The sequence below is a fragment of the Streptomyces sp. NPDC085900 genome (assembly GCF_044540925.1).
Lineage (GTDB): Bacteria > Actinomycetota > Actinomycetes > Streptomycetales > Streptomycetaceae > Streptomyces > Streptomyces gilvifuscus.
Genome location: NZ_JBITSP010000010.1, coordinates 235261 through 259633 on the forward strand (window position 1 = coordinate 235261; position 24373 = coordinate 259633).

A 24373-nucleotide genomic window follows, 5' to 3' on the forward strand; every position below is an offset into this window, starting at 1 on the left:
AAAGGCCCCGTCTTTTGACGGGGCTCGCTCTTTATGACCGTTTTATCTGGGGCTTACATCACATGGAATCAGCGCTTTCCACTGTTTGGAAGAGCGCAGGCCGTCGTGCTGGAATGCCTGAACTGCCTATTAGTCAAAGACGTACTCCGTAGTACTGCGTACTCAATGACGTACTGGGCTCTGAGACACTGCGGCACGACGTTGGTGCCCGCCGCCGAGAGGTTGTTGGTCGAGTGAGGCGAAGCAAGAACGGTCCCGAGCCGTCGGCCCGGGGCAACTTCACCCCGCCGCCGCGCGGAGCGGCGCCCGCCCCTGTGCCCGTATCCGAGCCCACGGCCGCGCCCGCTTCGAGCGGCGGCCGTTTCTCCCCTCGCAACTGGCGGGTGCCCACCCGGCTGAACGCGATCCTGCTCATACCCGTGGCCGTCGGCCTGGTCATGGGCGGCTTCCAGGTGAAGAACTCGATCGACACCTGGCAGGACGCGCAGGACGCGGAGAACACCGCCCGGCTCGTGGCGGCCGCCCTCACCTACAGCAACGCGATCCTCGTCGAGCGTGACTCCACCGCCGCGCCGCTGCTGAAGGGCAAGAGCCAGACCGCCGCCGACAAGGCCCTGGTCGCCAAGCTCCGCAAGCAGACCGACCAGGCCGCCGACGAGTTCGACGCCGCCGCTCGCAACATGCCGAACCGGCCCAACCTGGTCCGCCGCCTGGAGCGCTTCCGCAAGGTGGAGCCGGAGCTCGCGACGATCCGGAAGAAGGCCTACACCTCCCAGTTCAAGGGGGTGGAGACCGAAGAGACCTACGTCGACATCGAGCACCCGCTGCTGGAGTTCTCCAACGAGCTCGGTCTCGGCACCGGCAACATCACCAGCTACGGCCGCTCGGTCTACGCGATAGCCCTGGCCAAGGGCGCGCTCTCGCTCGAGCGCTCCATCGGCACGCACCTGCTGGTGAACCCGGGCCCCAAGGACACCGATCTTGCGCGCCAGCGCACCGCCCTGACCTCGTACGCCTACCTGGAGGGCATCGCCCTGCAGGAGTACCAGGCCGGTGGCACCGACGAGGACCTCGCCAAGCTCAAGACGGCCGAGAACCAGATCAAGGTCGACGGCGCGGCGATGGCCAAGCAGGCAGCCGCGCAGAACCCGAAGTACGTGCCGCCGCCGGCCAACCCCACGGACATGATCGCGGGGATGTCCCAGCTGCAGACGACGGCTCCGGCCGCTCGTGAGGCGCTGGCCGAGCAGGGCATCAGCGCGCAGAACTGGTGGGGTCTCACGACCCTCAAGTTCGACGCGTACCGCAAGCTGGAGAAGGACAAGGCCGACACCGCGGTGAGCGAGGCGTCGACCATCGCCGACAACGCCAAGCGGGACGCCCTGATCACCGGCGCCATCGTCATCGTCGCCCTGCTCCTCGCGTTCATCCTGGCCGGTGCGGTCGCCCGGCAGATGTCCCGCGCCATGCGCCAGCTGCGCAACGCCGCCTTCGGCATCGCCGAGCAGCGTCTGCCGATGCTGGTCGACCAGCTCTCGCGCACCGACCCCGGCCGGGTCGACACCCGGGTGGCCCCGATCCCGATCACCACGAAGGACGAGATCGGCGAGGTCGCCCGCGCCTTCGACCAGGTCCACCGCGAGGCCGTCCGGCTCGCCTCCGAGCAGGCCCTGCTGCGGGGCAACATCAACGCGATCTTCACCAACCTCTCTCGGCGCAACCAGTCGCTGATCGAGGGCCAGCTGACCCTGATCACCGACCTGGAGAACAACGAGGCCGACCCGGACCAGCTGGAGAACCTCTTCCGCCTGGACCACCTCGCGACCCGTATGCGCCGCAACGGCGAGAACCTCCTGGTCCTCGCCGGCGAGGAGCCCGGCCGCCGCTGGGACCAGCCGGTCCCGCTGGTCGACGTGCTGCGCGCCGCCTCCTCCGAGGTGGAGCAGTACGAGCGCATCGAGCTGTCGGGCGTCCCGGAGGCCGAGATCCACGGCCGTGCCGTGACCGACCTCGTGCACCTGCTCGCCGAGCTGCTGGAGAACGCCACCACGTTCTCCTCCCCGCAGACCAAGGTCCGCGTCACCGCGACCCGTCTCCCCGACGGCCGCATCATGATCGAGATCCACGACAAGGGCATCGGCCTGACCGCCGAGGACTTCGCGGACATCAACCACAAGCTGGCCAACCCGCCGACCGTGGACGCCGCGATCTCGCAGCGCATGGGCCTGTTCGTGGTCGGCCGCCTGTCCGACCGGCACGGCATCCGCGTCCAGCTGCGCCCCTCCGGCGAGCAGGCGGGCACCACCTCGCTGGTCATGCTGCCGGACGCGATCACCCACGGTGGTGGCGGCGAGCAGCAGATGCAGCGCGACGAGTTCACCGTCTCGCAGATCATCCCGGAGCAGAACTTCCAGGGTGAGGACTTCAGCCAGCCGATGCGCACGGCCGCGGAGCTCGGCTTCGACGACACCCGCTACTCCGAGGTCCCGGACGACATCCGCGAGCTCGACCCGGTCGGCCGCTCGCTGATGCGCGAGGAGCGCCGCGCGGCCCTGGAGGCCCAGCAGACGCAGGACCCGCAGTCGCTGGACCCGGCCGCCGAGACGTCGTCGTACGCGGACGCCTTCGACGCGCAGCCGGCCTACGACAACGGCTTCCCCGAGCAGCAGACCGGTTCGTTCGACCCCCGCCCGGCGTACGAGGAGCAGCAGCAGAACCCGTACGAGGAGCAGGCCGCTCCGGCGTACGAGGAGACCGCCCAGCAGCCGTCGTACCAGGATCCGTACTACACGCAGAACGGCTCCCTGCCGCAGAACGACAGCTTCTCGTCGAACGGCGGCTACCCCGAGCCCGGCTATTCGGAGTCGGCGCAGGAGGAGCCCTCGGTCGCCCACGCCGCCGCCCCGGAGACCTACTCGGCCTTCGAGCAGCGTCGCTACCAGGACGACTGGCCGCAGCAGGACGGCTACCAGAACGGCTACGCGGACCAGTACGCTCCGGAAGCGGAACCTGCGCAGGCCGCTGACGTGAGTGAGCGCGACCGCGTAGGCTTCGACCGTCCGGGACCGGCTCCTTCCGCCGCCCACCAGCTGACCGACGCCGGGCTGCCCCGCCGCGGATCCTTCGCGAGCGGTACGAACGGCTCGAACGGCACGCGGCACGCGCACCAGGAAGCGTCGGCTCCGGCATCGGCTCCGGCTTCGGCTTCGGAGAGCAACGGCTCCGGCGACTGGCGCTCGGCGAACGACCAGCGCTGGCAGCAGGCTTCGCAGCTGAAGAAGCCCAAGGCGGGCGGGGTCACCTCCTCCGGCCTGCCGCGGCGGATACCGAAGGCCAACCTGGTCGACGGTGCCGCCGAGCCCACCCCTCAGGGAGGCCCACAGGTCTCCCGAGCCCCGGAGGACGTCCGGGGACGACTGAGCAACCTGCGGCGCGGTGTCCAGCGGGCCCGCACCGCAGGCGGAGAAACGAACGGCCAGGGCTTCGGTCCTGACAGCACCTACAACCAGGAGCGTTAGTGTGAGCCCGATGAGCCAGGCGGCACAGAACCTGAACTGGTTGATCACCAACTTCGTGGACAACACCCCGGGGGTGTCCCACACGGTGGTGGTCTCCGCCGACGGACTCCTTCTGGCGATGTCCGAAGGGTTTCCGCGCGACCGCGCCGACCAGCTGGCGGCCGTGGCCTCCGGTCTGACCTCGCTGACCGCCGGAGCCTCGCGGATCTTCGAGGGTGGCAGCGTGAATCAGACTGTTGTGGAGATGGAGCGGGGATTCCTGTTCATCATGTCCATCTCCGACGGTTCCTCGCTCGCCGTCCTCGCGCATCCGGAGGCGGACATCGGCCTCATCGGGTACGAGATGGCCCTTCTGGTGGACCGTGCCGGTACGGTCCTGACACCCGATCTGCGGGCCGAGCTCCAGGGCAGCCTGCTCAACTGACAGACGGACGGTGCGTTTTGACGTCCCGGGGCCGTAAGGTTTCGGGACGCGGCTCCACAGGGATGGGTGCCCGGCACGGTCGGAGGAGGAGAAGAGAGTGGCAACACCACCAGGCGGTTCGAATACGGGCAACTGGTCGTACGGCCCTGCCCAGGGCCAGGGCGACGGTTCCCAGAACCCGAACCGTTACAACTTCCCCTCCGCCCCGAACCAGCGGCGTCACCAGCCGTACGCGCCCCAGGGCCCCCAGGGTCCCGGGCCGTCGCCGTACGACCAGCCGCCCGCTCCCCGCATCCAGCCCGTGCAGCCGCATCGGCGCTCCCCCGAGCCGGCGCCCGCGGGGGCGTCGAACAACCCCCTGGTGCGTCCGTACGCCATGACCGGCGGCCGGACGCGCCCGCGCTACCAGCTCGCCATCGAGGCGCTGGTGCACACCACCGCGCAGCCGCACCAGATGCAGGGCCAGCTGCCCGAGCATCAGCGGATCTGCAACCTCTGCCGGGAAATCAAGTCGGTGGCCGAGATCTCGGCCCTGCTCACGATCCCTCTCGGCGTGGCCAGGATCCTCGTCGCCGACTTGGCGGAGGCAGGACTGGTCGCCATTCATCAGCCCGGCGGCGACGAGAACGCCGGCGGCCAGCCAGACGTGACACTGCTCGAAAGGGTGCTCAGTGGACTTCGCAAGCTCTAGCGGCGGTCCTTCCCGCTCCACCACCTCGGCGAAGATCGTGGTGGCGGGTGGCTTCGGCGTGGGCAAGACCACGTTCGTCGGGGCCGTTTCGGAGATCAACCCGCTGCGCACAGAGGCCGTCATGACGTCCGCTTCGGCAGGCATCGACGACCTCACCCACACCGGAGACAAGACGACCACCACGGTCGCCATGGACTTCGGCCGCATCACCCTGGACCAGGACCTGATCCTGTACCTCTTCGGTACGCCGGGCCAGGACCGCTTCTGGTTCATGTGGGACGACCTGGTCCGCGGTGCGATCGGTGCCATCGTGCTGGTCGACACCCGGCGCCTGGCCGACTGCTTCCCGGCGGTCGACTACTTCGAGAACTCGGGTCTCCCGTTCGTCATCGCCCTCAACGGCTTCGACGGCAACCAGCCGTACAACCCCGACGAGGTCCGCGAGGCCCTGCAGATCGGTCCCGACACCCCGATCATCACGACGGACGCGCGGCACCGCGCGGACGCGAAGTCGGCGCTGATCACTCTCGTCGAGCACGCGCTGATGGCTCGCCTGCGGTAAGTGGTCTGTGCGGCCACCGGGCTGCCTCGGACGGTTCGATGCCGTCCGCAGGGCTCGGTGGCCGTTCGCGCAGTTCCCCGCGCCCCCGCGCATGACTGAGGGCCCCTCCATCTGGAGGGGCCCTCAGTCATGCAGTACCGAACTGCGCTCAGCGCCAGCTGTGCGGCGCCCGGAAGCCGTTCTCGCGCTCCAGGCGACGCCAGCCGGCCTTCGGGCGGCCGCGGTGGGCCGGCTCGGTGGCGGGCTGGGCGGCCGCGCGGGCGAGGAGGACGGCCGTGATCGCGGCGACTTCCTCGGGGTCGGCGTGGCCCTTCTCGACGCGGATGTCAGGGGTGCTCATAGGTCTCAGTCTCCGTGAGAGAGGTTTCCGCGAGGGTGTCGCGGAGGGTCCGCTGGGTTACTGCGGGGGGTTGCCGTGCTTGCGGGAGGGCAGATCGGCGTGCTTGGTCTGCAGCATGGCGAGGGAGCGGATGAGGATCTCGCGGGTCTCGGCGGGGTCGATGACGTCGTCGACCAGGCCGCGCTCGGCCGCGTAGTAGGGGTGCATCAGCTCGGACTTGTACTCCTTGACCATGCGGGCCCGCATGGCCTCGGGGTCCTCGGCCTCGGCGATCTGACGGCGGAAGATGACGTTGGCGGCGCCTTCCGCTCCCATCACGGCGATCTCGTTCGTCGGCCAGGCGTAGGTGAGGTCGGCGCCGATGGACTGGCTGTCCATGACGATGTACGCGCCGCCGTAGGCCTTGCGCAGGATCAGGGAGATCCGGGGCACGGTCGCGTTGCAGTAGGCGTACAGCAGCTTGGCGCCGTGGCGGATGATGCCGCCGTGCTCCTGGTCGACGCCGGGCAGGAACCCGGGGACGTCCAGGAACGTGACGATCGGGATGTTGAAAGCGTCACACATCTGGACAAAGCGCGCAGCTTTTTCCGACGCCTCGATGTCCAGGACCCCGGCCAGGGTCTGCGGCTGGTTGGCGACGATGCCGACGACCTGGCCGTCGAGGCGGCCCAGCGCGCAGATGATGTTGCGCGCCCAGCGCTCGTGGACCTCCAGGTACTCGCCGTCGTCGACGATCTCCTCGATGACCTTGGCCATGTCGTACGGCCGGTTGCCGTCCGCCGGGACCAGGTCGAGCAGGACGTCGCTGCGGCGGTCGACCGCGTCCGAGCTCTCCACCCGCGGCGGGTTCTCGCGGTTGTTCTGCGGGAGGAGCGACAGGAGGTAGCGGACCTCCGCGATGCAGGTCTCCTCGTCGTCGTACGCGAAGTGGCACACCCCGGAGGTCTCGGCGTGCACGTCCGCGCCGCCCAGGCCGTTCTGGGTGATCTCCTCGCCGGTCACGGCCTTGACCACGTCCGGGCCGGTGATGAACATCTGCGAGGTCTCGCGGACCATGAAGACGAAGTCGGTCAGCGCGGGGCTGTAGGCCGCACCGCCCGCGCACGGGCCGAGCATCACGCTGATCTGCGGGATGACCCCGGACGCCTTGGTGTTGCGCTGGAAGATGCCGCCATAGCCGGCGAGGGCGGAGACGCCCTCCTGGATGCGGGCGCCGGCGCCGTCGTTGAGGGAGACCAGCGGCGCACCGGCCGCGATGGCCATGTCCATGATCTTGTGGATCTTCGTGGCGTGGGCCTCGCCCAGCGCGCCGCCGAAGATCCGGAAGTCGTGGGCGTAGACGAAGACCGTGCGGCCCTCGACCGTGCCCCAGCCGGTGATGACACCGTCGGTGTGCGGCTTCTTGGCCTCCAGGCCGAAGCCGGTGGCCCGGTGCCGGCGCAGCTGCTCGACCTCCTGGAAGGAACCGGCGTCCAGCAGCAGCTCGATGCGCTCCCGGGCGGTCAGCTTGCCCTTGGCGTGCTGCGCCTGGGTCGCCTTCTCGCTCGGTCCGGCCAGTGCCTGCGCACGGATCTCGTGCAGCTCGGCCACCCGTCCACGCGCGTCCGTCGGCTCACCCGTCGACTCACCCGGCGCCTCATCCAAAACGGTCATGTAGTGACCTTACGAAGGACACGGGGGAAAGCGAGCCGTCGACTCCGTACAGTCTCCGGCCCGTTTTCCTGGTAGCACTGAACAGAACCTGAGCCGCATGCAGGCGTTCCGACTGCTCAGAGGGCGTCCGGCTTGTAGGGGGCTTACAAAGTCGTCAACCGAGAGTCAGCTCACATCGGTGCGTCGCACATGACACGCCTGGGGTAATGCGGAGGGTCGCACGGCGGCCCGTCGACAGTACCCGGACCGAATCGTCGGCCCGGACCACCCCGCGCACCGGATGGTGCCAGGTGATCTCCAGGGGTTCGCCCGTTCGGGTGGGTTCGCTCACGCAGAGGGTCGCGGTCCGGCCGTGCCGGCGCAGGAGGACGCTGGCGGGCGCGGAGGAGGTCAGAGGGCCCGCCGTGCCGGGCTGCCAGAAGTTGGCCGCCGTCACGCCGAGGGAGCGGACGTGGACGGCCTGGCGGGCGGCGTCGTTGGCGAGGAGGGTCAGCCAGTGCCGGTCGGCGGCGCGGGCCGCGACCGCGCGCCTGGAGGCGCCGGGCATGAGGAGGTAGAGGTAGGAGGCGTCCTCCGGGTCGGTGCCGTGGTCGAGCCAGAGCGTCTGCCAGCGGCGGGTGGCCCGCTCGCCGGTGCTGGTGGTGTTGATGTCGGACCAGGCACCGGTGCGGTCCTCGCGCAGGGTGCGCAGGTCGCCGTGCGGGACGACCCAGCCGCCGTGCCCCTCCAGGTGGGCCCAGTCCCGGCCCCTGGCGAACTCCTGCGTGCCGCCCTCCCCCAGGTTCCGGTTGTCGACCACGGTCTCCACGGGGACTCCGTCGGCGCAGTCGATCCCGGCGCCCAGGCAGATCACCGCGTCCGCCAGGCAGAACCAGGACTTACGCGCCTGGAGCGTCGAGCCGAGGCCCTTGAGGTGCTGGCCGACGGCCGCGTACTCGCCGTCGGTGGTGCCGCCCACCCAGCGGACGTCCGGTTTGGGGGCGCCCCACTCGCCGCCGGCGCGGTCGGGCAGGCGGAGCGTGGAGACGGTGGTGCCGGGCAGGCGGTAGAAGTCGACGGTGGGCCAGTACCAGTCGGTGAACTGGTCGGCGGGCCGTCCGGCGGCCCACCAGGAGAGCATTCCGGCGCCGGTGTGCCAGCCGCGCGGGTTCTCGCCGTTGCCGCACTCGTAGTACGTGATGCGGTCGCTGCACATGGAGATGTTCGCGGTGAACGCGGGGCGGCGGTGGACGGCGCGGTCCATCGCCGGGAAGAGACGGTGCCCGACGGGTTCGGGGGCGGCGGGGACCGGCGAGTCGGCGACCGCGTACAGCCGGGCCATGTCGGCCACCTCGAACTGAGGTGCCGTCAGGATCGGTGCCACCGTGTCCCGTTCGATCCAGCCCTTGACGTACGACGACCAGCGGGCGCTCTCCGCCGCGCTCGCGCCGCCCGCCAGCAGGGCGATGGCGGCGATGAGGTTCTGCCCGTGGAAGTGGTCGCCGCGCATCACGTGCAGGTCGTCGGCCTTGAGGTAACCCCGGCTCATGGCACGGCCGTTGACGCTGTCCATCACCAACCCGTCGTGGATGAGCGGCGCGTAGGCGTGCTCGACGGCGTCGAGGACGATCTGCCGGTTCGGGTCGGTGACCTCCCACGGGGAGCCGGCCAGCAGGGTGAACAGTCGGCCCAGGCCGTCGAGCATGACCTGGCCGTACGTCCCCGAGTAGGCGACCCAGGTGTGCTGGACGAAGGACCCGTCGGCGTAGAGCCCGTCGCCGTGGGTGACGTACGGGAAGACCGGGGAGAGGGCCTCCCGGGCGAGGGCGATCTTCGCGTCCGCGCGGCCGAGGATGCCGCGCAGGGCGACCGAGCGGCACAGGTCGACGCGGTTGGCGCCGGTGGAGGTGCCGGAGTAGTCGGTCAGCATCGTGTCGGGGACGAAGTGGTCCACGGCCGCGCAGGCCGCCTGCCGCCGGGCGTCGCCGAGGTGGTCGTACAGGGCGGCGGTGATGTCCATCAGGAGCCGCGGGCTGCCGATCTGCCACTCCCACCAGTTGCCGTAGCGGGTGGTGGAGGGGTTGTAGACGGTGGCGGAGAGGTGGTCGAGGCCGCGCAGGACCTCCGCGAGGAGGTCGGGGTCGCCGGTGGAGCCGGTGCCCTGCTGGACGTAGGCCTGGGTCATCGTCCACAGGCGGCTGTAGCTCTGGGTGATGCCGGCGGGCGGGTCGTAGGGGTAGCCGGGCCAGAGGGAGGTGGGGGTGGGGGCCATGGCGGCCCGGAAGGCGCGGGCCAGTTCGCCGGTCCGGGCGAGGCGGGAGGCGTACGGCTCGGCGGTGGGGTCGTAGCCGGTGCCCAGGGCGATGTCGAGCCAGCGCAGGCGGAGGGTCTCGTAGGGGTCGGGGGCGCCGGCGCGGGCGGGGGGCGCGGTCGTGGCGAGGAGGGCGGCGGCCATCAGGACGGCGCGACGGGTGGGTCTCATGAGGTCTCTACGACGAGAGTTCATGCCCTGGGCATCTACCAGCTTCCGGTCGTCTCGCCAACACTTCACGAATGATGTTGAAAGTTGAATGGAATAGAGCTACCGTCGTCCGTGTTGAGTAGTTCAACGTTCAACATCCTCTCGAAGGAGCACCTCATGAGCACCGACCTCACCACCCTGACCGGCGACTACACGATCGACGCCTCCCACTCCACGATCGGCTTCACCGTCCGGCACGCCATGGTCACCAACGTCAAGGGCAAGTTCAACGACTTCAGCGGCTCGCTGCACCTGGACGGAAGCAACCCGTCGGCCTCGACCGCCTCCATCGACGTCAAGATGGAGAGCATCGACACCGGGTCGGCGGACCGTGACGGGCACCTGAGGAGCGCGGACTTCTTCAAGACCGAGGAGTTCCCGACCATGACCTTCCGCTCCACCAAGGCGGAGTCCCTGGGCGGCGACGACTACCGCATCACCGGTGACCTGGAGATCCTGGGCACGACCCGGCCGATCACCATCGACCTGGAGTTCAACGGCGCCGCGAAGGACCCGTTCGGCAACGAGCGCGTCGGCTTCGAGGGCAAGGCGGAGATCAAGCGCTCCGAGTGGGGCCTGACCTGGAACGCCGCGCTGGAGACGGGTGGCGTGCTGGTCTCCGACAAGATCAAGCTGCACTTCGACATCTCGGCGATCCGCAACGCCTGACGCGTCGCCGTACCGTGCGGGGTCTCCCCGCACTCGCACCCGAGAGCGCCCGCCGACCCGCGTCAGGGAGGCGGGCGCTCGGTCTGTGCCGGTCAGGTGCGCACGGGCGGGGCCTCATGGCCGAGCCGGGCGACGGCGGCCGCCAGCCGGGCCGCCCGTCCCTTCGGGGTACGGGCCGTGAGCAGGGCGAAGATCACCTGGTACCGGTCGGTCCGCCCGAGGCCGTCGAAGGCGGCCCTGGCCCGCGGGTCGCCCGCCAGCGCCGCCTCCAGGTCCTCGGGCACCTCGGCCTCCCGCTGGGAGGCGTACGCCGCCGCCCATCGTCCGTCGGCCCGGGCGGCCGCCACCTCGGCGAGCCCCGTCGGCCGCATCCGGCCCGCCTCGGTCAGCTCTGCCACGCGCCGCACGTTGACCATCGACCACAGGCTCCCCGGCCTGCGCGGGGTGATCTTCTGCAGGAAGTACGAGGCGTCCAGCGCCTTGCGCTGCCCGGTGATCCAGCCGTGGCACAGGGCGATGTCGTTCACCTCCGCCCAGTTCACGGAGACGATCCCCGAGCCCTTCTTGGCGACCCTCACCCACAGGCCGGGATGCGGAGCGGGGTGGGCGGCCAGCCAGGCGTCGAGGGCGTCGGCGGAGGCGAACGGGCGGGACGGCTCGTCGTTGCGCGGGGTCATGACGACACCGTAGGAGCGAAGTAGGGCGGATTCCGTCCTCCATGCCGCCCACCGACTTCTCCTCGGATTCGTCCTCCATCCCGCCACGGGGCTCTCAAGCGTCCCGCAGCCTGAACAGGGCTCCCCCGGCCACGAGCAGCCCCAGCGCGTAGGCCGCCAGTACGCCGAGACCCGCCCACGGGCCGATCGGGAGGAGGTCCAGGTTGCGGGTCGCCTGTACGGAGAGGGCGGCCGGCATGGGGGTCCAGCGTTGGAGGCGGTGCTGCCAGGTGTGGGAGTGCAGGAGGTCCGCCAGGAGCGGGACGACGTAGAGCAGGCCCAGGCCCGCGGTGATGGCTCCCGCCGTGTCCCGAAGGAGGGTCGCCAGGGCCAGGCCCAGCAGGGCGACCAGGGTGAGCACGAGGACCGAGCCCGCGACGGCGCGCAGGCCGGGGGCGGGCAGGGGGAGGATGAGGCCGGCCGTCCCGAGTGCGGCCGCCACGGCCACCGTTCCCGTCGCCGCCGTCACCAAAGACAGGGCCGTCGCCTTCGCCGCCAGGGTGCGCGGGCGCGCCGGCATGGCCGTGAGGGTGACGCACAGGGTGCCCGTGGCGTACTCGGCGCCCATCGAGAGGGCGCCCAGAACCAGGCAGGTCGACTGACCGAGCCAGACGCCCGTGAGGCTCAGTTTCACCGTGTCCTCGTGACAGGCGGCCGGGGACGGGCACACGTCGTGGGTGAGCGAGGAGGCCGCCGCCGCGCCGACGGCCGTCGTCAGCAGGACCGTCGCCGCCGTCAGCCACCAGGTGCTGGGCAGGGTGCGGAGCTTGGTCCACTCCGCGTGCAGGGAGCGGATCACGCGTCCCTCCGGCGCAGGCTGAGGGCCGCCAGGACGAGAGCCGCGGCCGCGTAGGCCGCCAGGACGGCGAGTCCGTGCCACGGGGACAGCGGGTAACAGCCGCTCTCCGGCAGGCAGTTGTACGTCACCTGGGGATAGCGCGTGATGCCCTGCTGGACGGCGAACGCCGCCGCGGGGGTCACCCGCAGGAGCCACTGCGCGAACGGCAGCGGGAAGGCGAAGGAGAGGATCTGCGGGAGGATGACGAGGACCACCACCGTGGCGATCGTGGCCGCGCTGTTGCGGAGCACCACTCCCGCGGCCACGGCGAGGACGGCCACCAGCGACAGCAGGACCGCGCTGCCCGCCACCGCCCGCAGTGCCGGGTTCTCGAGCAGGGAGAGGTCGGGGAACTCGGGCGGATCGAAGCCGTTGCCCCGCAGGGCGCGCTGGGCGAGGACGAAGCCGACGGCCGTGGCGGCCAGGCCGGCCGCGAAGGTGACGGCGAAGATCACGGTCGTCTTCGCCGCGAGAACCCTCGGCCGGGACGGCGTCGCCGTGAACGTCGTACGGATCAGGCCGCGCTTGTACTCGGCCGTGACGAAGAGCGTGCCGAGGGCGGTCATGAACAGGACGCCGACGAAGACGCCCTGGAAGCTCATCTGGACCGTGTCGGGCAGGTCCTCGGCCGGTGCGATGTCTCCGTGGCCGGAGAGGGTGTAGGTGCCGGCCGCGGAGACGGTGGTGCCGCCGGGCTCGGCGTTCCGCGGTGCCGGGCCGTTGGGGACGGGCCCGCCGACGTCCGTGCTCCGCCAGGCGGTTGCGGCGGAGGTGCCCCGGAGGGAGAGGTGGTCGTAGGTGCCCTCGACCTCGCCGCCGCCGAACGTCTGGCTGGTGCCGCCGAAGGAGCGGTGGACGCGCTGATGCGCGGGGGTGCCCGCGAACAGGCCCACCTGGACGGTGTGCGGGAGCCCGGACAGCCGTACCTCCCTGATCCTGGTCCAGGTGCGGCCGTCGGACGACTCGTAGCCGGTGAGGCGGTCGCCGCTGCGGGCGAGGCGGAGCCAGCGGGGCGTGGTCCCGACGTCCGTGCCCGAGCCGGCCGTGTCGTGCGTGAAGTCCCACTGCATACGGATGCCGTGGTCGGGGGTGGCCAGCACCGCCGCATATGAAGAGCCCTGCTTGAGGCTCGACTTGACCATGATGCCGGCCTTCGCCCAGGGTTCCGGGCTCTCGCCGTCTGTGCTCCGCAGGCCGGTGACGCGGGCGGTGACGGTGCCGTCGCCGGTGAGCGGGCGGTAGGTGAAGTGGAAGGCGTCGACGACCGGCCGGCCGTCGGGGCCGGGGCGCGAGGGGCCCGTACCGCTGATGCCGGAGCCGCTCGCGCCGAGCAGGCAGATCACCGCGGTGACGACGGCGCCGGCCGCGAGGACGAGCGGCCAGGCGCGCACGGTAAGGAACTTGGTCCACTCCGCGCGCAGCAGGGGGACGAAGCCGGTGCGGGCCGGATGGAGGCGGGAGCGGTACGGGGTGAGGGTCGGCGTCGTCACGTGGCCACCTCGTCGGTGCCGGTGGCCGACGTGAACTCGACCGCCTCACGGGTGAGTTCCATGTACGCCTCCTCCAAGGTCGCCCGGTGCGCGCCCACTTCGGCGAAGGGGACGTCGGCGGCGTTCAGCAGCTCCACGACGCGGCGGGCCGACAGTCCGTCGACCGTGAGGGTGTCGCGGTCGGTGACGGCGACGGTGGCTCCCTCGCGGGCCAGGAGCTCCGTCGCCCGGGCCCGGGCGTCGGTGCGCAGGCGCACCCGGTCGCCGGAGGCCGCGGCGAGGAGGTCGGAGACGGCCGTGTCGGCGATCAGGCGGCCCCGGCCGATGACCACCAAGTGGTCGGCGGTGTCCTCCAGTTCGCCCATCAGGTGACTGGAGACGAGGACGGCTCGGCCTTCGGCGGCGAGGTGGCGCAGGAGGCGGCGGATCCACTGGATGCCCTCCGGGTCGAGGCCGTTGACCGGCTCGTCGAGCAGGAGGACCGGGGGGTCGCCGAGCAGCGCGGCCGCGATGCCGAGGCGCTGGCGCATGCCGAGGGAGTAGCCGCCTGCCCTGCGGCGGGCCGCCGTCTCCATGCCGACCTGTTCCAGGACCTCGTCCACACGCCGGGTGGGCAGGCCGTGGGAGTGGGCGAGCCAGCGGAGGTGGTCGCGGCCGCGGCGGGCGGGGTGCAGGGCGGCGGCGTCCAGGAGGGCGCCGACCTCCAGCAGCGGGGTGCGCAGGGCGTGGTAGGGGCGGCCGCCGATGAGGGCCTGTCCCTCGTCGGGGGCGTCCAGGCCGAGCAGCGCCCGCATGGTGGTGGACTTGCCGGCGCCGTTGGGTCCGACGAAGCCGGTGACCGTGCCCGGCTCGACCGTGAAGGACAGGCCGTCGACCGCGAGGGTCCGGCCGAACCGCTTGCGCAGTTCACGGACTTCGATCGTTGCGTCGCTCATGGGGAGGGAGGCTAGGAGCGGCCGGTACGCGCTGTCGTCCCGCCCGGGAGGTCCCTCGCGCGAGGGACGCCGGGCGGGTGCCCGGTGGGGACAATGGGCGGGTGGGCGAGGAGAGACAGGCTTCGGGGTGGGGGTACGGCGGCCTCGACGAACGGATGCGGGCGGTCCTGGCCGGGTGTGTGCCGGCGGCCCTCGCCGTGGGCGAGCTGCTCGCCCGCGGGCCGCTCCCCCGGTCCGGCCTCGCCGTCGCCCTCCTCCTCGCCCTGGCCACCACCCTGCCCCTCGGCCCCGTGGTGCGGGCCGGGGCGAGCGGCGGCCCCCGTGGGTTCGACGTCGCGCGCACGCTGCCCGCGCTGGCCCTGAGCGCCGGGTGCGTGCTCGCGCTCGTACCGTTCGGGGCGCTGACGCTGGCGGGGATCGGCGCGCAGCTCGGCTGCGTGTACGCGCTGGCCCGCATCGGCCGGGCCCCCGTCGCCGGGGTGCTCGTCGTGCCCTACGTCGTCATCGCGCTGGTCTCCCACGAGCAGGCCACCCGGGTCGTCGCCGTCCTGGTGGCGACCCTCGCCTCCGCGGCCGCGGCGACCGGTGTCACACGGCATGTACGCCGGACCGCGCTGGCGCACAGCGCGACCGAGCAGGCGTTCGCCGACACCTTGCTGGCACATGCAGCCCGGGGTGAACGGGCGCGTATCGCGCGGGAGTTGCACGATGTGGTGGCGCACCACATCTCGATGATCGCGGTACAGGCGGAACACGCGCGGCTGACCACCGCCGGTCTGCCGCCCGAGGGCGCCACCCGCTTCCTGGCCATCGGCGACACCGCCCGCACCGCGCTGACGGAGATGCGCCGGCTGCTGGGCGTGCTGCGCGAGGACGCGGAGACCGGGGTGCAGCGCAGGCCGCAGCCGGGGCTCGGGCAGCTGCTGGAGCTCCTCGACGAGGCGCGGGACGCGGCCGCATCGCGGGCCCGGCTGATCGTCAGCGGGCCGGTCGCCGCGCTCGACCCCGGCATCGAGGTCACCGCGTACCGGATCGTCCAGGAGGCGCTGACCAATGCGCGCCGGCATGCGCCGGGTGCCGCGGTCGACGTGGAACTCCGTTACGGGGAGCGGGAGTTGGCTGTGCGCATACGGGACAACGGGCCCGGGCCGACCCCTTCCGGCACCCCGGGCCACGGCCTCCTCGGCATGCGGGAGCGCGCGTCGGCCGTCGGCGGCTCCCTGCGCACCGGCCCGGCCGCCGGCGGCGGTTTCCTCGTCGAGGCGCGGCTGCCGGTCCGCGCGGAGGCCGTCGTATGAGCGTCCGTATCGTCGTCGCCGACGACCACGAGGTGGTGCGCATCGGGTACGCCGGGCTGCTCGCCACCCAGCCCGACTTCACGGTCGTCGGCACCGCCCGCGACGGCGCGGAGGCGGTGGGCGTCTGCCGGGAGCAGCGGCCCGACGTCGTCCTCATGGACGTCCGGATGCCGGTCATGGACGGCATCCGGGCGACCGCGCGGCTGCGGGGCCCGGACGCGCCGCGGGTCCTGGTGCTCACCACCTTCGACCTGGACGAGCACGTGTACGACGCCCTGGCCGCCGGGGCCAGCGGGTTCCTGCTCAAGGACGTGACCGCGGAGGGGCTGTTCGACGCGGTACGGGTGGTGGCCGCCGGCGAGGCCCTGCTCGCGCCCGCGATCACCCGGCGGCTGATCGCCGAGTTCGCGCGGCTGCGCCCCAGGGCGCCAGCCCGGGGCACCCTCGACGTCCTCACCCCGCGCGAGACGGACGTGCTGCGGCTGCTGGCGGAAGGCCTGTCCAACCCGGAGCTCGCCGAGCGCCTGCGGGTCGGCGAGGAGACCGTGAAGACGCACGTCAGCCGCATCCTGTCCAAGCTGGGGCTGCGGGACCGCACCCAGGCGGTCGTGATGGCGTACGAGACGGGGCTGGTGGTGCCGCGGACCGGCTGAGCGTCCGGTCCCGGCCCGCTCAGCCCTCGCTCGGTCGTACGACGGCCGGAGCGGCCCGGGTCCGTCCGCGCGGTACCGGCAGCAGCCACCAGGCGGACGCCACCGAGAGCACGGCGCCGACGGCGATCCCCTCCAGCCGGGTCGGCAGCAGGCTCTGGGCGTCCTGGCCGAAGTAGCCGAGGAGGAGCGAGAGGGCGCAGGTCATGCCGGCGGCCCAGTAGGCGTAGTTGAGGGGGCGCAGCCACAGCGCGACCGTGAGGACGGCGAACATCAGCGCCACGGAGGTGTGGCCGGTGACGCCGGCCGCCGCCACGGCCACCGCGAGCAGCGTGCCGGCGCAGGCTCCCGCGAGTCGCTCGATCCCCTTGCGCAGGACGTCGTTGCGGCCCCGGTTGCCGCTCGCGGCGACGTACGCGGTGAGGACGACCCACGGCCAGTGGTGGTCGAAGAGCAGGGTGCCCAGAGTGAAGGCGGCGGCGATCCCGGCCGCCATCTGCAGCGCCATCCGGGTGCTCGGGCGAGGGTGGAGGCGGGAGGGGCGGCGCGGCGGCTCGGGGGCCGGTTCGGCGCGCCACGGCCCGAACCGGTCGCCCAGCGCCTGCACCAGCCAGACGGACCCGCACGCCAGCGCCCCGGTCAGCGCCGACCAGCCCCAGGTCACCAGCCCGCTCTGCGCCTCGGGCGGCAGCGCGGGGCCGGGGACGACCAGGAGGGCGACCAGCGGGAGGGCCAGCAGGGTGCCGACCCTGGTGGCGGTGGGCCCGTAGCGGCGGATCCAGATGGCCAGCGCCATCCAGAGCGTGTAGACGGCCGCGCCGGCCGCGTAGTCGGAGGCGATCAGCCGGCCGAGGAAGATCGAGGCACCGGCCGTGGCGGGCACCAGGACCAGCGAGACGAGACGGCGGCGGGTGTCGGCCGTGCGCTGGGTCGCGGAGAGGGTGAGGGTCAGACAGACCGCCAGGACGAGCACGTCGGTGTGCAGTCCGAAGGTGCCCTCCAGCCCCAGGGCGGCCGCCCAGCAGAGCAGCACAGCGGTCATCGTCAACACCGCTTCGTACGCGTTGCGTATCAGTTTGGCGGTCACTTGCCCGAGAATACGGGCTTACCGCCAGCCGGAAAAGTAAGTTTCCGCGTACTATCGCGCCCATGGAGCATCTCCTCGAAGCCGCCCGTGTCCGGAACGGCGTCATCCGGCTCAACCGCCGGCTGCGGCAGGAGCGCGGCGCCGGAAGCCTCAGCCCCAACCAGCTGACGGTCCTCGGGCATCTGCGCCGGAACGGGCCGTCCACGCCCGGCGAGGTCGCGGAGGCCGAACGGCAGCGGCCGCAGTCACTGACCCGGGTGTTCGCGGAGCTGGAGGCGGAGGGCCTGATCGTGCGCGAGCCCGGTACGACAGACCGGCGGCGGTCCGTGCTCTCGCTGACCGAGGAGGGCCGCCGGGCCCTGGAACGGGACATGGCCGAGCGGGACGCGTGGCTGGCCCTGGCCCTGGAGACCCTGAGCGAGACGGAGCGGGGGGTGCTGGCCCTGGCCGCGGAGGTGATGGAACGCCTGGCGAACGCCGAGGTCCGCGCACCGGAGGACGGCTGAGACCGGCGGGCGGCTGAACCCCGGCGTCAGAATCCCCCGCCGAAGTCCCCGCCTCCCCCGAAGTCCCCTCCGCCTCCCCCGCCGTCGCCGAAGCCGCCGCCGAAGTCGCCGGGGTCGAAGTCCCCACCGGAGACGTCACCGCCGTCGTAGCCGCCGGTGCCGAAGTCGCCATAGCCGGAGCCGTAGTCGGCCGCGTAGGACGGGGTCGCCATCATGCTGCCGAGGAGGGTGCCGACGAGGAGGCCGGGGAGCAGCCCGCCGCCGAAGTAGCCGCCCGCCCAGGGGCCGTAGGCCGGGCCGGCGTCCCAGTACGGGCGGCGGCCGTAGTCGGTGTCGACCTCGCGGACGACGGGGTCGCGGCCGTCGGCGAGGCGGGTGGCGTCGGCGGCGCAGACCGGCACCTCGCGCGGGGCGCCGCCGGGCGGCGTCCAGGTGGCGTCCACGACGGACGGGCCGTGGCGCGGGTCGAAGAAGCACGGCGGCCGGCGCTCGGGCAGCGGGCGGCCCTCGCGGCGGGCGGCGAGCTGGGCGAGGCTGAAGCGGCCGTCCTCCAGGGCCTGGGTGACGGACCGGACGTCCTCGGGTTTCGTGGCGGCGGCCATGTACGCCTTCGCCTGTTCGTAGGAGTCCAGGGCGCGTTCGTAGTCGGCGCGCATGGCGTCGTCGGCGCCGGCCTCGGCGGGGTGGAAGTCGAGCCGGTCCAGTTCTTCGCCGAAGGCCGTGATGTCCTCGTCGACGACGACCCTCAGCCGCTCCAGCGCGGCCCGCCGCTCCTCGGCCCGGCGGCGCCTGTTGCGGCGTACGAGCGCGTAGGCGCCGCCGCCCCCTGCAACCAGCACCACGCCCACGGTGATCAGCGCGGTGGACGACAGCCCGCCTCCGCCGCCGGAGGAGCCCCAGCTGCTCGGCGCCGAACCGCCCATGTTGGCGAGGGCGCGGTCGGCGAAGTCGTTCAGCTGGGCCGCCGCATCCTCGCCCTGCACGCTGCCGACCAGGTTCTGCACGGCGGTGCGCGGCAGGACCGAGGAGTCGGCGCGGGCGTCGAAGCGGTCGCCGAGGCGGATGGCGTAGAGGCCGGTGATGCCGGTGGCGGTGCGCAGGTTCGTGAAGAGGTTCCGGGTCGGGTAGTCGGCGGGCAGGACGGCGACGAACAGGGGCTTGTCCGCGTCTCTGATCTTCTTGGCCAGGGCGTCGGCGTCGCCGGCGGACAGCTGGGCGGAGGCCGCCGGATCGACGTAGACCGGGCTCCTGCGCAGGGCGTCGGCGATCGTCGAGATGCCGGTCGTGGCCTGGGCGCGGGGCGCGGTCACGGTCAGCAGGACGATCACCAGGGCCAGCAGCAGCCCGGGGAGGCTTCGGGTCCGTACGACGGCCTTCATGGTTCGAAGCTACCCGAAGCCCCCCAAAGCCGGTCATAGGCGCAGGTCAGTCCACCGCCTTCCAGGCCGTCTCCAGGCGCTGCACGGCGGCCCCGTAGCGCCCGGTGAGGGAGAGGTGGTCGGCGTCGGCGAAGGGCTTCGCGACCGCCGGTGTGATGTTCTGGCCCGCCTTCTGCTGGACGATCAGCCGGGCCTTGGCCACCAGTGCCCGGCCCGCCTTGTCCGCTCCGGCCCGCTCGGCGACGGCCGCTGCCGCCGCGAGGGCCCTGAGGGTTCCCTCTCCGCCCTGCGGCACCTTGGTCAGGGTGGTCAGGCCCCAGCCGTAGGGGAACTGCGGGTCGTAGGAGGCGTCACCGACGTTGATCGGCAGCTGGGCCTCCGACCTCGGCCAGGTGACGGGCAGTCGGCCGGTGAAGGGCCGCTTGCCGTAGAGCACGTCGGCGACGCCGTCGCCCTCGGTGCCGGGCAGCCAGGACGCCACCAGGGCGTCGATCCCGCCCAGCCGGTCCCCGATGAGCTGGGGGCGCCCGGAGACGATCAGCACCGCGCACCTCATGGCGGCGCACACCTTGTCGACGGCGGCCTTGTCGGCGGCGGAGAGCTGGAGGTCGTGGCCGTTGCCGACGTCTCCGACGCCTTCGGCGTAGGGCGTCTCACCGACGACGACCACGCCGACGTCGTAGCCGGAGGTGGGCGCGGAGGCGTCCTTGGAGTAGGTGACGTCCCCGTCCTTGCGCATCGCGTCGAGGATGGTGGTGCCCTTGGTGTGGGTGCCGGACGCGCCCTGCCAGGTGATGGTCCAGCCGCCGGTCTGGTTGCCGAGGTCGTCGGCGTTGGAGCCGGCGACGTAGACCTTCTGGTTCTTCCTCAGGGGCAGCACGCCGTGCGCGTTCTTCAGCAGGACCTGCGACTCGGCGGCCGCCTGCCGGGCCACGGCCCGGTGTGCGGCGGAGCCGATCCGGGAGGCGTTCGCGGTGTCGGCCCAGGGGTGCTCGAAGAGTCCGAGGCGGAACTTCTGCGTGAGGATGCGCGACACGGCGTCGTCGATCCGCTTCCCGCTGACCCGGCCGGCCCGGACCTCGTCGAGGAGGGTGGCGGTGAAGTCCTTGTAGGAGTACGGCACCATCATCATGTCGACGCCCGCGTTCACGGCCGTGCGGACGTGCGCCGGGTAGTCGCCGGGGAGCTGGTCGATGGCGTTCCAGTCGCTGATGACGAACCCGTCGAAGCCCATACGGCCCTTGAGCACGCCGTTGATCATGTCGGCGCGGGCGTGCATCTTCACCGGCCCCTGTCCGTCACCGAGGATGTCCAGCGAGGAGTAGGACGGCATGACCGTGCCGACACCGCGGTCGACGGCCGTCCGGTACGGCGCCAGGTGGACGGCCTCCAGCTGCTGCCGGGTGACCTTGGTGACGCCCTGGTCGATGGTGTACGTGCCGGTGGTGGAGGAGCCGTACTCGGTGCCGCCGTCGCCGACGAAGTGCTTCGCGGTGGCGAGGACCTTGTCGGCGCGGCTCAGGTCCCTGCCGTCGGAACGCCCTTGGAGGCCCTGGATGATCGTCTCCATGGACTCCACGAGGGCCGGGTCCTCGCCGAAGGACTCGTAGGCGCGGCCCCAGCGTTCGTCGCGGGAGACGCAGAGGCAGGGGGCGAAGTCCCAGGGGACGCCGGTGGCACGGACCTCACTGGCCGTCACCGCACCCGCATGCTGGGCGAGTTGGGGATCGCGGGTGGCTCCGATGCCGATGTTGTGCGGCATGATCGTGGCGCCGGCCAGGTTGTTGTGGCCGTGCACGGCGTCGACGCCGTAGACGAGCGGGATCTGCAGGCGGGTGGCCTGCGCCCGGAGCTGGAAGGAGTCGATCATCTTCGCCCAGGCCTCGGGGGTGTTGGGCGTGGGGGTCGAACCGCCGCCGGAGAGCAGTGAACCGAGGTCGTAGCCGGTGACGTCGGCGCCCTCCCCGACCGCCCCGCGCTCGGCCTGGGTCATCTGCCCGGCCTTCTCCGCCGGGGACATGCGGGAGAGGAGGTCGGCGACGCGCTTCTTCACCGGCAACTTGGCGTCGAGGTAGGGCAGTCCGTGCGCGTCGATGACGACCTGCGGGTTCTCGGCAGGGGCCTTGGCGCCGGTGACCGTGAGCTCGAGCGGGATCGTCTCGGCGGTCTCGGCGGACTTGTCGCGCAGGGTGGCGACCTTGACGGTCCGCGTCGCGCCGGAGGCGGTGCCCGCGGGGAAGGTGAGGGTGCCGGAGACCGGGGTGTAGTCCTTGCCGGGGTCGGCGGTGCCCGTCGCGGCCGTCTCGTAGGTGACGGTGACGGGTTCGTCCAGCGGGACGGAGCCGGTGGTGGCGACGGTGAGCCGGACGGTGGCCGTGCCGCCCTCCCGCACCAGGTGGACGGCGGAGTCGGCGGTGACCGAGGCGCGCAGGGACTGGTCGGCCTTGCCGTACAACTCCACGTCGTCCATGGCGAATCGGCCGTTGACGCCGACCGGGAGGGTGAGGGCGTAGCCCCACATCGAGGTCAGCCCGAGGACGTGGTCGATGCCGCCGACGGGCTGGTAGTCGGTGCGGTACTGGAAGTCGGTGAACGGGATCTCGATCTGCTTCCAGCCGGTGAAGTCGTCGGTGAAGGACGTCGTCCACAGTTCGGAGGCCTCGCCGTTCGCGCCGCCGTCCTTGATCTCGAAGGCGATCTTCTTGCCGTTGTCCTGGCCGTCCCACCAGAAGCGGATGCCCTTGTGCGCGGACCAGTCGTGGCCCGGCTCGGTGGCGGCGAAGTCGTGCGTGAAGCCGCCGTAGCCGCTGATGTCGTAGGTGCCGGTGAGAACCTTGGCGCCCTCGGGGGCGTCGGCTCTGTCGGTCAGCCGCAGAGCGGGCGGATCGTCGCTGTCGCCGCCCCAGGTGAAGATGCCCTCGGCCGGCTGGGAGGCGAAGGGGACCTCGCCCTCGAAGCGGTCGACGGGGACGGGGGCGGGGTCGTCGGCCGCCTGGGACACGGTCGGCGTCAGCAGTGCGGCGAGCACTGCCACGGAGGCGAGCAGGGCGGTTCTTGGCATGGACCTTCCCTCGACTCTCTGGTTCACTCTGGCTCGAGCTGTTCACTCATGACTTAGATCACGCCGTGAGTTAACTAAGGCCCCGCAGACCCGTCAAGACGTCTCGTCAGGAAGGGATGCACCCCCATGAGAAGAACCCCCCACGCGCTCCGGCTGCTGCTGGCCGGCGTGCTCTCGGCGGCCGGCTTCACCGCGGCCGTTCCCGCCGCGCACGCGGCCGGTGAACAGGTCACCGCCTGGCTCACCACCACCGACGACTCCGCCGGACGCCATGTCACGCGCGGACTCCAGCCGCAGACGCCGTTCGCCTTCCAGGCCGGGACGGGTGGCGGCGGCGAGAACATCACCGTCGACGAGAACACCCGGTACCAGACCTTCACCGGCGGCGGCGCGTCCTTCACGGACACCGCGGCCTGGCTGATGAACTCCAGCGGCGCGCTCTCGCAGGCCACGCGCGACGCCACCATGAGGAAGCTGTTCTCGCCGACGGACGGCATCGGCCTGTCGTTCCTGCGCAACCCGATGGGGGCCTCGGACCTCGCGCGCTACGGCTACACCTACGACGACGTGCCGGCCGGGCAGAGCGACCCGAACCTGAACGGCTTCTCCATCGCCCACGACCTGGCGGACGTCGTCCCGCTGACCAGGCAGGCGCTCCAGCTGAACCCCTCTCTGACTGTCATGGCCTCGCCATGGACGGCTCCGGCCTGGATGAAGGACAGCGGCTCGCTCAACGGCGGCTGGCTGAAGGCGGAGGACTACGGGGCCTACGCGAACTACTTCGTGAAGTACCTCCAGGCGTACAAGAGCCAGGGCGTGAACGTCTCCTACGTCACCCCGCAGAACGAGCCGACCTGCTGCTCCGGCTATCCGTCGATGAGCTGGAACGCCTCCGGCATCCAGTACTTCCTCAAGAGCGAGCTGCTGCCGAAGCTCCAGTCCGCCGGCCTGTCCACCAAGGTCCTGGCGCACGACTGGAACTGGGACGTCTACGACTCCTACGCGGCGGCGTCCGTCGACGACACGGCGATCCGCAACCACCCCAACTTCGGCGGTATCGCCTGGCACGGCTACGGCGGTGACGTCTCCAAGCAGACCGCGGTGCACAACCAGTACCCGAACCTGGACGCGTTCGGCACCGAGCACTCCGGCGGCACCTGGATCGCCAACCAGCAGCGCGAGGACATGAACAACATCATCGACTACACCCGCAACTGGGCGAAGTCGGTGACCAAGTGGTCCCTCGCGGTGGACCAGAACATGGGCCCGCACAACGGCGGCTGCGGCACCTGCACCGGGCTGATCACCGTGCACAACGGCGACGGCGCGAGCGGGACCGTCGACTACACCGTCGAGTACTACACGATGGGCCAGCTGACCAAGTTCGTCCGGCCCGGCGCCCAGCGCATCGCCTCCACCGCCTCCACGAGCGTGCCGAACGTGGCCTGGCGCAACCCCGACGGCTCCAAGGCACTGATCGCGTACAACGACGCCGCCGGCGCCAAGACGGTGACCATCGACTGGGGCTCGCAGCACGCCACTTACTCCCTGCCGGGCAAGACCTCGGCCACCTTCACCTGGAACGGCACGCAGTCCGGCGGCGGCGGCACGACCGGCGCGTTCGTGGGCCTGGCCGGCAAGTGCCTGGATGTGGCGGGCGGTTCGAGCGCGAACGGCACGGCCGTCCAGCTCTACGACTGCAACGGCTCCACCGCCCAGCAGTGGACCGTGCAGGGCGACGGGTCGATCCGCGCCCTGGGCAAGTGCCTCGACGTCACCTCCGCCTCGACCGCGGACGGGGCCAAGGTGCAGTTGTACGACTGCAACGGCACCGGCGCACAGCAGTGGTCGTACAACTCCTCCACCGGGGACGTCGTGAACACCGCGGCCGACAAGTGCCTGGACGTCACCGACAACTCCTCGGCGAACGGGGCCCGCGCGCAGATCTGGAGCTGCACGGGCGCCGCCAACCAGAAGTGGAGACTTCAGTAGGGGCCCGGCCCCCGTCCACGTCCCCGGCATAATCTGGAGGCCCATTCGACCGCCGCGAGGAGAG

Annotated in this window: 19 protein-coding genes; 9 read left to right on the forward strand and 10 right to left on the reverse strand. The window is 71.6% G+C overall.

Annotated features, from left to right (window positions below; genetic code table 11):
* Window positions 1-233: 233 nt before the first annotated feature.
* The 4 genes from ACIGDI_RS31180 (at window position 234) to ACIGDI_RS31195 (ending at window position 5195) form a co-directional block, all read left to right on the forward strand.
* The gene (locus ACIGDI_RS31180) at window positions 234-3518 is read left to right on the forward strand and encodes a nitrate- and nitrite sensing domain-containing protein (protein WP_399903543.1); all 3285 of its coding nucleotides are present in this window, start codon (window positions 234-236) and stop codon (window positions 3516-3518) included.
* A gap of 10 nt (window positions 3519-3528) precedes the next feature.
* Complete coding sequence (locus ACIGDI_RS31185; RefSeq protein WP_004983065.1) at window positions 3529-3942, forward strand: roadblock/LC7 domain-containing protein; 414 nt, start codon at window positions 3529-3531, stop codon at window positions 3940-3942.
* Between the two features lie 97 nt (window positions 3943-4039).
* Window positions 4040-4633: a DUF742 domain-containing protein gene (locus ACIGDI_RS31190; RefSeq protein ID WP_200698419.1), complete on the forward strand. Its 594-nt coding sequence runs from the start codon at window positions 4040-4042 to the stop codon at window positions 4631-4633.
* Window positions 4614-5195 carry an ATP/GTP-binding protein gene (locus tag ACIGDI_RS31195; RefSeq protein ID WP_026248371.1) on the forward strand — a complete coding sequence of 194 codons (582 nt, stop codon included), beginning with the start codon at window positions 4614-4616 and terminating at the stop codon, window positions 5193-5195. The genes ACIGDI_RS31190 and ACIGDI_RS31195 overlap by 20 nt, the downstream gene beginning before the upstream one ends.
* Window positions 5196-5343: 148 nt before the next feature.
* Here the strand turns inward: ACIGDI_RS31195 and ACIGDI_RS31200 are convergent, their stop codons facing one another.
* The 3 genes from ACIGDI_RS31200 to ACIGDI_RS31210 all read right to left on the reverse strand — a co-directional run bounded on the left by ACIGDI_RS31200 (window position 5344) and on the right by ACIGDI_RS31210 (window position 9649).
* Window positions 5344-5535 (reverse strand): acyl-CoA carboxylase subunit epsilon, encoded by a 192-nt coding sequence (locus tag ACIGDI_RS31200; protein WP_058922980.1) that lies wholly within the window; start codon window positions 5533-5535, stop codon window positions 5344-5346.
* 57 nt (window positions 5536-5592) lie between these two features.
* Window positions 5593-7188: an acyl-CoA carboxylase subunit beta gene (locus ACIGDI_RS31205; RefSeq protein ID WP_200698420.1), complete on the reverse strand. Its 1596-nt coding sequence runs from the start codon at window positions 7186-7188 to the stop codon at window positions 5593-5595.
* A 154-nt stretch (window positions 7189-7342) separates the two neighbouring features.
* Complete coding sequence (locus ACIGDI_RS31210) at window positions 7343-9649, reverse strand: polysaccharide lyase 8 family protein (protein ID WP_399903548.1); 2307 nt, start codon at window positions 9647-9649, stop codon at window positions 7343-7345.
* Window positions 9650-9805: 156 nt separating this feature from the next.
* Between ACIGDI_RS31210 and ACIGDI_RS31215 the strand changes: the two genes are divergently transcribed.
* Complete coding sequence (locus ACIGDI_RS31215; protein WP_399903551.1) at window positions 9806-10357, forward strand: YceI family protein; 552 nt, start codon at window positions 9806-9808, stop codon at window positions 10355-10357.
* Window positions 10358-10449: 92 nt separating this feature from the next.
* Here the strand turns inward: ACIGDI_RS31215 and ACIGDI_RS31220 are convergent, their stop codons facing one another.
* From ACIGDI_RS31220 to ACIGDI_RS31235, 4 genes are all read right to left on the reverse strand, one after another.
* Window positions 10450-11034, reverse strand: coding sequence for a YdeI family protein (locus ACIGDI_RS31220; protein ID WP_399903554.1), 585 nt, complete (start codon window positions 11032-11034; stop codon window positions 10450-10452).
* A gap of 94 nt (window positions 11035-11128) precedes the next feature.
* Entirely contained in the window at window positions 11129-11872 is a 744-nt protein-coding gene (locus ACIGDI_RS31225; protein WP_399903556.1) for an ABC transporter permease, read from the reverse strand.
* On the reverse strand, window positions 11869-13401 hold the full coding sequence (locus ACIGDI_RS31230) for a hypothetical protein (RefSeq protein WP_399903559.1): 1533 nt from the start codon (window positions 13399-13401) through the stop codon (window positions 11869-11871). The genes ACIGDI_RS31225 and ACIGDI_RS31230 overlap by 4 nt, the downstream gene beginning before the upstream one ends.
* Window positions 13398-14336 (reverse strand): ABC transporter ATP-binding protein, encoded by a 939-nt coding sequence (locus tag ACIGDI_RS31235; RefSeq protein ID WP_399903561.1) that lies wholly within the window; start codon window positions 14334-14336, stop codon window positions 13398-13400. Before ACIGDI_RS31235 ends, ACIGDI_RS31230 begins: the two co-directional genes overlap by 4 nt.
* Window positions 14337-14437: 101 nt before the next feature.
* On the opposite strand from ACIGDI_RS31235, the gene ACIGDI_RS31240 reads away from it, so the two are divergent.
* On the forward strand, window positions 14438-15634 hold the full coding sequence (locus ACIGDI_RS31240; protein ID WP_399903564.1) for a sensor histidine kinase: 1197 nt from the start codon (window positions 14438-14440) through the stop codon (window positions 15632-15634).
* Window positions 15631-16287: a response regulator gene (locus ACIGDI_RS31245; RefSeq protein WP_399903567.1), complete on the forward strand. Its 657-nt coding sequence runs from the start codon at window positions 15631-15633 to the stop codon at window positions 16285-16287. Before ACIGDI_RS31240 ends, ACIGDI_RS31245 begins: the two co-directional genes overlap by 4 nt.
* Before the next feature lie 19 nt (window positions 16288-16306).
* Here ACIGDI_RS31245 and ACIGDI_RS31250 read toward each other — a convergent pair whose 3' ends face one another.
* Window positions 16307-17371 (reverse strand): FUSC family protein, encoded by a 1065-nt coding sequence (locus ACIGDI_RS31250; protein ID WP_399903570.1) that lies wholly within the window; start codon window positions 17369-17371, stop codon window positions 16307-16309.
* A gap of 62 nt (window positions 17372-17433) precedes the next feature.
* Here ACIGDI_RS31250 and ACIGDI_RS31255 point away from each other — a divergent pair, with 62 nt between their 5' ends.
* Window positions 17434-17877: a MarR family winged helix-turn-helix transcriptional regulator gene (locus tag ACIGDI_RS31255; protein ID WP_399903572.1), complete on the forward strand. Its 444-nt coding sequence runs from the start codon at window positions 17434-17436 to the stop codon at window positions 17875-17877.
* A gap of 26 nt (window positions 17878-17903) precedes the next feature.
* Here the strand turns inward: ACIGDI_RS31255 and ACIGDI_RS31260 are convergent, their stop codons facing one another.
* Window positions 17904-19256 (reverse strand): hypothetical protein, encoded by a 1353-nt coding sequence (locus tag ACIGDI_RS31260; RefSeq protein ID WP_399903575.1) that lies wholly within the window; start codon window positions 19254-19256, stop codon window positions 17904-17906.
* A gap of 46 nt (window positions 19257-19302) precedes the next feature.
* The gene (locus ACIGDI_RS31265) at window positions 19303-22317 is read right to left on the reverse strand and encodes a glycoside hydrolase family 3 protein (RefSeq protein WP_399903577.1); all 3015 of its coding nucleotides are present in this window, start codon (window positions 22315-22317) and stop codon (window positions 19303-19305) included.
* Between the two features lie 126 nt (window positions 22318-22443).
* On the opposite strand from ACIGDI_RS31265, the gene ACIGDI_RS31270 reads away from it, so the two are divergent.
* A complete protein-coding gene (locus ACIGDI_RS31270; RefSeq protein WP_399903580.1) occupies window positions 22444-24309 on the forward strand; it encodes a ricin-type beta-trefoil lectin domain protein in 1866 nt (621 codons plus the stop codon).
* Window positions 24310-24373 lie beyond the last annotated feature (64 nt).